Source organism: Sphingomonas bacterium (assembly GCF_903643065.1).
Classification (GTDB): domain Bacteria; phylum Pseudomonadota; class Alphaproteobacteria; order Sphingomonadales; family Sphingomonadaceae; genus Sphingomonas.
The window spans coordinates 1-8,637 of record NZ_CAHJWX010000049.1; the positions used below are offsets into that span (position 1 = coordinate 1).

The window sequence follows — 8,637 nt, forward strand, 5'->3', positions numbered from 1 at the left end:
GCATCCCGGCCAGCGCGGGCAGGCCCGCGCGCAGGACGCCGGCCAAGCGGCGCACATAGTCCCGCCGGCTCCGCGCCGCCATCGCCGCCACCTGATCGAATGTCATCTCCAGCACGCCGCGCCGGCCCCCTTCCGGCGAACCGCCCGGTAACAGGTCGCGCGCGCGCTGTCATCGCGATGGCGGGTCGGCTGGTCAGGAACCGACAAGACGAGGACAAGCATGGCGCTGCCGTCGCTCGCGGGGCGCGGGCGCTGGCCGTTCCCGGCGGTCTGGTCGGCGCTGCTGGTGACCTGCCTGTGGTCAGCGGGCTGCCGCTCGACGGCGGCTCGGCCCGGCTCGCACGGCGCCGGGTGCGCCTCAAGCGATCAGTCTGCCGCGCGGCCGCGTCGCCCTAGAAATTGTCCAGTTCAGACCGTACCCTGACCCGTTCATGTCGAGCGAACGCTCTCCCGAGCCTCGGACGAGGGGTCAGATACCGCACCACACTGGTCCCTCGACTTCGCTCGGGACGAACGGATGTTACCACCTGATCAGGACAGGCTCAGGCGACAAACCAGACGGGTTGAGGCAGCTCGCTTCCAAGCGCGGGCGGGGCTCCGATCGTGGCGCTGCAAGTCTCCCGGCTCGCGCTCATCCGTTCGTCCCGAGCGATACGAATGGGCTAAATCATCGGCCACGCTGGCGCAGTCCGACAAGCGCGAGCTGCCAGGAGAAGCGCGATGCCTGCCGCCCGACAGCCCGCCCGCCCGCGAGCCGTCACCTCGTCACGTCGCCGGGGCTCGGCGACATCGACTGGTGACCCGCCGGCAAGTTGACACGGCCGCCCCCGCCCGCTCCACTGTGCCCATGCACATCCAAGCGCCCGCATGACCGCCACGACCTCCGCCCGGGAACTCACCGCGCGCGGCGTCCTGCTCGGCGGCGTCATCACGCTGCTGTTCACCGCCGCCAACGTCTATCTGGGGCTCAAGGTCGGGCTGACCTTCGCCACCTCCATCCCTGCCGCGGTGATCTCGATGGCGGTGCTGCGCTACCTGCCCGGCGCGACGGTGCTGGAGAACAACATCGTGCAGACGGTGGCGTCGGCGGCGGGGACGCTGGCGGCGATCATCTTCGTGCTGCCCGGGCTGGTGATGATCGGCTGGTGGCACGGCTTCCCGTTCTGGACCACGGCGGGGGTGACCGCGACGGGCGGGCTGCTCGGCGTGATGTTCTCCGTGCCGCTGCGCCGCGCGCTGGTGGTCGATACCGACCTGCCCTATCCGGAGGGCACGGCGGCGGCGGAGGTGCTGAAGATCGGCGCCGGCAGCCGCGAGGGCGAGGAAGCGAGCGGGCGCGGGCTGCTCGCGATCAGCGTCGCCTCGATCGTGTCGGCCGGGTTCGCGATCCTGACGCAGACGCGGCTCGCGCTGTCGGAGGCGACGCTGTTCTTCCGTGTCGGCGCGGGCGCGTCCACCGTCTCGGCGGGGCTGTCCTTCGCGCTGTTCGGCGTTGGGCATCTGGTCGGGCTGTCGGTGGGGATGGCGATGCTGGCCGGCATCGTCATCGGCTATGGCGTCGCGTTGCCGATCCGCGCCGCCGCCGCGCCCAAGCCGGGCCCGCTGGCGGATTGGGTCGGCGGCGTCTTCCACACCGACATCCGCTTCCTGGGGGCGGGCGTGATCGGCGTGGCGGCGATCTGGACGCTGCTGCGCATCGCCGGGCCGGTGGCGGGCGGCATCCGCTCGTCGATCCAGGCGTCGCGGACGCGGGCACGCGACGTCGCGGTGCCGCTGGAGGAGCGCGACCTCCCCTTCCCGCTCGTCGCGGGCGGATCGCTGCTGATCCTCCTGCCGATCGCCGGGCTGCTGTGGTCGACGCTCGCGGGCGGGCCGCTGGCCGGGTCGGCGCTGGTCCTGATCGCGGGCGCGTTGCTGTTCATCCTGGTGGCGGGGCTCGTGATCGCGGCGGTGTGCGGGTACATGGCCGGGCTGATCGGCGCGTCCAACTCGCCGGTCTCGGGGATCGGCGTGCTGTCGGTGCTCGCCGCGTCGCTGCTGCTCGTCGGGCTGTTCGGCCGCGCGACGCCGCCCGGCACCGGCCAGGCGCTGATCGCCTATGCGCTGATCGTCACCGGGGTCGTGTTCGGCGTCGCGACCATCTCCAACGACAATCTTCAGGACCTCAAGACCGGCCAGCTGGTCGGCGCCACGCCGTGGAAGCAGCAGGTGGCGCTGCTGATCGGCGTCCTGTTCGGCAGCGTCGTGGTGCCGCCGGTGCTGCAGCTGATGATGACCTCGTTCGGCTTCGCCGGGATGCCGGGCGCGGGGCCGAACGCGCTGGCGGCGCCGCAGGCGGCGTTGATCTCCGCGCTGGCGAAAGGCGTGCTGGGCGGCGACCTCAACTGGACGATGATCGGGATCGGCGCGGCCGTCGGCGCGGCCGTAGTGCTGCTCGACGAGCTGCTGGGCGTCGCGGGCCGGCTCCGCCTGCCGCCGCTGGGCATCGGGCTGGGCATCTATCTGCCGATGTCGGTGACGCTTCCCGTCGTGATCGGCGCGGTGATCGGCTGGCGCTACGAGCGCTGGGCCGCGCGCCAGCGCGACGCGGAGGGCGCGAGCCGGCTGGGCGTGCTCACCGCGACGGGGATGATCGTCGGCGAGAGCCTGTGGGGCGTGTTCTTTGCCGGCATCGTCTATCTCGCGGGCACCGACACCCCGCTCGCGCTGGTCGGCGCTCGCTTCGAAACGGCGGCGCTGGTCGGCGGCACGCTGGTCTTCGCCGCGCTGGTCGCATGGCTCTACGCACGGACGCGGGCAGCGGCGCGATGACCGCCTAGACCATCGCCGCCAGCAGCTCCCCGATCGGCACGAAGGCGAAGCCGATCGAGCTGTCGGCGATGCCATAGGGCAGGAATAGCTGGTCGCCATGGCGGATGGCGCCGCAGGAATAGACGACGTTGGGCACATAGCCCTCGCGATCCTGGTCGCGCGCCGCCAGGATCGGCACCCTGGTGCGGCCGATCACCTTGGACGGGTCGCGCTTGTCGAGCAGCGCCGCGCCGATCGAATATTTGCGCATCGCGCCGACGCCATGGGTGAGCAGCAGCCAGCCCTCGTCCAGCTCGATCGGCGGGCCGCAATTGCCGATCTGCACCAGCTCCCACGGGAAGACGGGGGTGAGGATCCGCTCGCCCTCGTCCCAATGCGTCAGGTCGTCCGACTTGAGCAGGAACAGGTTCTCGCCGTCCGAGCGGCCGATCATCATGAACTTGCCGCCGACCCGGCGCGGGAACAGCGCCATGCCCTTGTTGTGGCTCGCCCCGCCCGTCATCGGCACGAGGTCGAAGGCGCGGAAGTCGCGCGTGCGCAGCAGCTCGGACTGGATGGTGGCGCCGTTATAGGCGGTATAGGTGCCGATCCACTCGACGCTCTCGTCGTCGTGCTGGAAGCGGACGATGCGCAGGTCCTCCAGCCCCTTGGACTGCGCCGCGGTGATCGGGAAGATCACGGTGCCCGACAGCGTGCTGTCACGGTGGCGGTGGATCGTCACGGGCCCTTGCGGCTGTTCCAGGTCGCGGCCGCGCATGATCATGTCGGTGGCGGTGGCGAATGGCGGCTCGGGCGCGAGCTTCAGCTCCTGATCCTCGGTGATGATGCCCTCGCGAAAGGCGACGGAGGAGATGTGCCCCTCCCCCACCGCGCGCATCGACATCAGGATGCGCATCGAGCCCGCCGGCATGCCCGACTGATCGACATGCGGCACCGCGCTGGGGTTCATCAGCGCGGCGGCGGCATAGCTGTATTCATGGCAGAAATAGGCGCCGATCAGCTGGCGCTTCTCGTCGCCGATCTCCGCGCCGTTGAGGTCGAGCAGTTCCTCGATCTGGTCGTAGCGCGTCATGAACACGCGGCGCGTCTGCCAGTGGCGCGCCTCGAAATCCTTGAGCACCTCTTCCAGCTGCTCGCGCGCCTCGCCCGTGCTCATGCCGAGCACCTCGGCGACCAGCCGCTGGGTGCGTCCGCCCGAGCTGCCCCAGGCGATGTGGAAAGGCCTGACCACCACGCGCGACGGATCCGCGTGCAGCCGCAGGCCGAAATTGCCCAGGTCCATGCCGTTCGTCGCCTCGCCCGCAGCCCGTGAATCCAGGCCGTTCGCGAGCGAGGCTACGCGGCGGCCGTCACCGGCCCTGCCACGCTTGAGGGCAGCTGGCCAAGCCCCGAAATCGCGCAGGAGGCGAGTTGCAGCGCCAGGATCGACTCCGCACCCTGGTTGCGGTTGAGCCCGGTCGGCATCAGCCCGTCGAAACACCCGCCATCGTCGCGGCTGGCGAGCGGCAGGTCGAGGTCGTTGGCGCCCAGGAACCAGCGATAGGCACGCTCCGCCTCGCGGAGCCATTTCGGATCGCGCGAGGCGCGGAACGCCTCGACGCACGCCTCGACGGTCGCCTGCGCCTCCAGCGGCTGCTGGTCGTATTTCAGCGGCTCGGCATAGGGACGCCCGAAGCTCTCGGTCCCGACCGCGCGGAACCGGCCCTCCGGCGAGGTCTGCTTGTCGCAGATCCAGGCCAGCGTGGAGAGGCCGCAATCGACCAGGTCCTGGCGGCCCAGCGCGCGGCCCGCCGCGATCAGCGCGTGCGGCAGGCGGGCATTGTCATAGGCGAGCACGATCTCGAACCATTGCCATTCGGGCCGCCGCGCCTCCGCGAGCAGGGCCAGATGCGTGTCGGGCAGCGCGCGCAGCAGCAACAGCGCCAGCTCGTGCCCGGGCCGCGCCTCCAGCATCGCGGCCGCGCCCAGCATCGCGAACGCCTGCGCGCGCAACGATTGCAGCTCCAGCGCCAGCGAGGCGGTGGCGTCGAACATCATCACCGCCCAGTCGCGGTGCTTGGCGTCGCGCGCGTCGCGCGCGGTGACGGCGAGCGCCCAAAGCGCCCGACCGTTCGAATCCTCCGAGCCCACCTCCTCGCACCAGCTGCGGTCGAACCGCATGAAGTTGCGGTAACGCCGCACATCCGGGTTCCAGGCATATTGGATGAAGGACGCGTAGATCGTCGTCCACTTGTCGCGCGTCACCTCGTCGACATTGGGGAGCGCGTTCATCAGCATCAGCGCGCGCGCATTGTCGTCGATGCAATAGCCGTGGCGGCGGTCCGGCACCGAATAGATCGAATGCTGGAGCATGCCAGTGGAGTCGCTCATCCGCTCCACCGCCGCCAGATCGGGACTCAACGGCGGCTGAGGCGCGGGTCGTGGGGCGAGGCGGCGCGGGCGCGCGGCGATGCCGTCGCCGGTCGCCGCCAGCATCGCCTCGGCGAGCCGGGACCAGATCATCGTGCGGCCACGCGCATAAACGCGTTGTTCCAGCGCGCGTCGCGCGGCGGGGTCACTGAGCAGGCCGGCGATCGCGCGCGAGAAGCCGTCGACATCGCCGAACGGCACCAGCACGCCATGATCGTCGGCGAGGATCTCGGTCGCATGGACATAGGGGGTCGACACCACCGCCTTGCCCATGCCCACCGCATAGGAGAGCGTGCCGCTCGTGATCTGCTGCGCGTTCTTGTACGGCGTGCAATAGACGTCGGCGGCCTGCAGATAGTCGATCAGGCGATCGTACAGGACGAACTCGTCGACAAAAGCGACATGGTCGCCGACGCCGCGCTCGACGGCGAGCGCCTTGAGGCGGTCGCGATAGGCTTCGCCCTCGCGCGCGAGCAGATGGGGGTGCGTCGCGCCGAGCACGACGTACAACAGGTCGGGATGCTCGGCGACGACGGCCGGCAAGCCCTCGATCACCGTCTCGATCCCCTTGCCCGGCGACAGCAGGCCAAAGGTGAGCACGACCTGACGCCCGGCCCAGCCGAAGCGGCCCTTCATCGTGTCCGGCTCCACCAGCGCGCGGTCGGGCACGCCATGCGGGATCAGCACCAGCTGGCGCGGGTTGGCGCCATAGATGCGCGTCAGGATCTCGCGCCCGCGCTCCGCCATGACGACGACGCGCGCGGCGCGGCGCAGCAGCCCCTCCATCACGCGACGCTGATCGGGATTGGGCTGTTCAAGGATGGTGTGCAGCGTGACGATCAGCGGCGCGGTGGTGCGATCGAGCAACTGGAGGATGTGGTCGCCCGCGACGCCACCATAGATGCCATATTCGTGCTGGAGCCAGATCGCGTCGGCGCCGTTCGCCTCGATCGCGCGGGCGGCATCGACATAGGCCGACAGGTCCTGTTCGGGGATCGCGCAGGTCACCTCGGGCGGATAGGCATGGGCGCCGGGCTTGTCGTCCATCGCATATACGTCGACGGCCACATCCGGAAACCGGTCGCGCATCGCGTTGAACACATCGGTGGTGAAGGTCGCGAGGCCACACTGGCGTGGGAGGAAATTGCCGATCAGCGCTAGCCGTCGGATCGTACCTGCCGCCGCGTGACCCATAAAACTCCTCGCTCGCGAACCTTGTCCCGGAATGAACCGCTCATGTACCGAAAGGTTGCGCATTTGTTGCGCTGCAACAAGGAACATATGGGACGAACGGACTGTTTCAAGCGGTCGCCCGATCTGGATCAGTCAATCAGCCGCGTCCGCGATAGGGCGCGACGCCCTGGTCGGGCAGCCACAGCCCGGCCGGCGGCGGGCCCGACTGCCAGAACACGTCGATCGGGATGCCGCCGCGCGGATACCAATAGCCCCCGATCCGCAGCCAGCGGGGCGCCATCTCCGCGTGCAGCCGCTCGCCGATGCCGACGGTACAGTTCTCGTGGAACGCGGCGTGGTTGCGAAACGCGCCCAGGAACAGCTTGAGCGACTTCGACTCGACGATCGTCTCGTCCGGCACGTAGTCGATGACGAGATGCGCGAAATCGGGCTGGCCCGTCACCGGGCAGAGCGAGGTGAACTCCGGCACGGCGAACCGCACCAGATAGGCGCGGCCGGGGCGCGGGTTGGGAACATAGTCGAGCACCGCGTCCGCCGGCGAGGCGGGCAGCGCGGAGGATTGACCTAGATGAAGCGGGGTCGTCATCGCGGCTATCTAGGAAGCGCCCGGGATCATAGGAAGCGCGGCCATGACCACGCTCGCGTTCGTGCTGGGCGACCAGCTCTCCCCCACCCTGTCCTCGCTCACCGATGCCGACCCGGCCGACACGGTCGTGCTGATGGCGGAGGTGGCGGACGAGACGGGCTATGTGCGGCATCACCAGGCCAAGATCGCCTTTCTGTTCTCGGCGATGCGCCACCATGCGGCGGCGCTCGGCGCGGCGGGCTGGCGGGTCGACTATGTGCGGCTGGAGGATGCCGACAACAGCGGCAGCTTCACCGGCGAGCTCGCGCGCGCGATCGAGCGGCACGCGCCCGACCGGATCGTCGTCACCGAATCCGGCGAATGGCGCGTCGCGGCGATGCTGGACAGCTGGTCGACGCGGTTCGGCCTGCCCGTCGAGATCAGGGGCGACGACCGGTTCCTGGCCAGCCATGCCGATTTCGGCGAATGGGCGGGGCGCCAGCGCGGGCTGACGATGGAATGGTTCTATCGCGAGCAGCGTGCCCGCTACGGCCTGCTGATGGACGGCGCCAAGCCGGCGGGCGGACGCTGGAACTTCGACAAGGAGAACCGCAAGCCCGTCGCCGGCGACCTGCTGATGCCCCGGCCGCTGTCGTTCGCGCCGGACGAGATCACGCTGGAGGTGCTGGACCTGGTGCGCCGCCGGTTCGGCAACCATCCGGGCTCGCTCGACGGCTTCGACTGGGCGGTGACGGCGGCGGACGCGCAGCGGCAGGCGGAGGCGTTCTTCGCGCACGCGCTGCCCCGGTTCGGCGACTATGAGGACGCGATGGTGACGGGCGAGCGCCACCTGTGGCACTCGATCCTGTCGCCCTACCTCAACGCCGGGCTGCTGCTCCCGCTCGACCTGTGCCGCCGCGCGGAGGCCGAGTATCGCGCGGGGCGCGCGCCGATCAACTCGGTGGAAGGCTATGTCCGCCAGATCCTGGGCTGGCGCGAGTACATGCGCGGCATCTATTGGCGCGAGGGACCGGACTATACCAAGCGCAACTTCCTGGGCCACACGCGGCCACTGCCCGGCTGGTACTGGACGGGCGAAACGGACCTCCACTGCCAGCGCGAGGCGATCGGGCAGACGCTCGCCACCGCGCACGCGCATCATATCCAGCGGCTGATGGTGACCGGCAATTTCGCGCTGCTGATCGGCGCCGACCCCATGCAGGTCCAGCAATGGTATCTGGAGGTCTATATCGACGCGTATGAATGGGTGGAGGCGCCCAACACCTTGGGGATGAGCCAGTTCGGCGACGGCGGGCTGCTCAGCACCAAGCCGTACATCTCGTCGGGCGCGTATATCGACCGGATGAGCGACTATTGCCGGCACTGCCGCTATGACGTGAAACAGCGCGTCGGGCCGGACGCCTGCCCGTTCAACGCGCTCTACTGGGACTTCCTGGCGCGCCACGAGGACAAGCTGCGCGGCAACGGCCGGCTGCGCGGGCCATACCGGACCTGGGACCGGTTCGCGCCGGAGACGCAAGGAGAGGTGCGCGCGCAGGCGGCGGGCTACCTGGCCACGCTGGACGCGGGCGGGGCGGTGTATTGAAATCCTCCCCGGGACGGGGAGGTGGCGCGCGGCGTAGCCGCGTGACGGAGGG

General features: G+C 69.8%; 5 protein-coding genes. 2 read left to right on the top strand and 3 right to left on the bottom strand.

Annotation, left to right across the window (positions count from 1 at the left end):
* Positions 1-867 precede the first annotated feature (867 nt).
* A complete protein-coding gene (locus HUU95_RS03185) occupies positions 868-2,811 on the top strand; it encodes an OPT family oligopeptide transporter (protein ID WP_174278776.1) in 1,944 nt (647 codons plus the stop codon).
* A 4-nt stretch (positions 2,812-2,815) separates the two neighbouring features.
* Here HUU95_RS03185 and HUU95_RS03190 read toward each other — a convergent pair whose 3' ends face one another.
* The 3 genes from HUU95_RS03190 to queF form a co-directional block, all read right to left on the bottom strand.
* Positions 2,816-4,093 (bottom strand): glycoside hydrolase family 130 protein, encoded by a 1,278-nt coding sequence (locus HUU95_RS03190; protein ID WP_174278777.1) that lies wholly within the window; start codon positions 4,091-4,093, stop codon positions 2,816-2,818.
* Between the two features lie 53 nt (positions 4,094-4,146).
* Positions 4,147-6,414 (bottom strand): glycosyltransferase family 4 protein, encoded by a 2,268-nt coding sequence (locus HUU95_RS03195; RefSeq protein WP_174278778.1) that lies wholly within the window; start codon positions 6,412-6,414, stop codon positions 4,147-4,149.
* 136 nt (positions 6,415-6,550) lie between these two features.
* Complete coding sequence (gene queF, locus HUU95_RS03200) at positions 6,551-7,000, bottom strand: preQ(1) synthase (protein WP_174278779.1); 450 nt, start codon at positions 6,998-7,000, stop codon at positions 6,551-6,553.
* A 43-nt stretch (positions 7,001-7,043) separates the two neighbouring features.
* Between queF and HUU95_RS03205 the strand changes: the two genes are divergently transcribed.
* Positions 7,044-8,585 (top strand): cryptochrome/photolyase family protein, encoded by a 1,542-nt coding sequence (locus HUU95_RS03205; RefSeq protein ID WP_174278780.1) that lies wholly within the window; start codon positions 7,044-7,046, stop codon positions 8,583-8,585.
* The last annotated feature ends 52 nt before the right edge of the window (positions 8,586-8,637 follow it).

What these genes read in the sequence shown, in the direction of transcription:
- HUU95_RS03185 (WP_174278776.1), top strand. Translation starts at nt 868, where the DNA reads ATGACCGCCACGACCTCCGCCCGGGAACTCACCGCGCGCGGCGTCCTG.
- HUU95_RS03190 (WP_174278777.1), bottom strand. Translation starts at nt 4,093, where the DNA reads ATGGACCTGGGCAATTTCGGCCTGCGGCTGCACGCGGATCCGTCGCGC.
- HUU95_RS03195 (WP_174278778.1), bottom strand. Translation starts at nt 6,414, where the DNA reads ATGGGTCACGCGGCGGCAGGTACGATCCGACGGCTAGCGCTGATCGGC.
- queF (WP_174278779.1), bottom strand. Translation starts at nt 7,000, where the DNA reads ATGACGACCCCGCTTCATCTAGGTCAATCCTCCGCGCTGCCCGCCTCG.
- HUU95_RS03205 (WP_174278780.1), top strand. Translation starts at nt 7,044, where the DNA reads ATGACCACGCTCGCGTTCGTGCTGGGCGACCAGCTCTCCCCCACCCTG.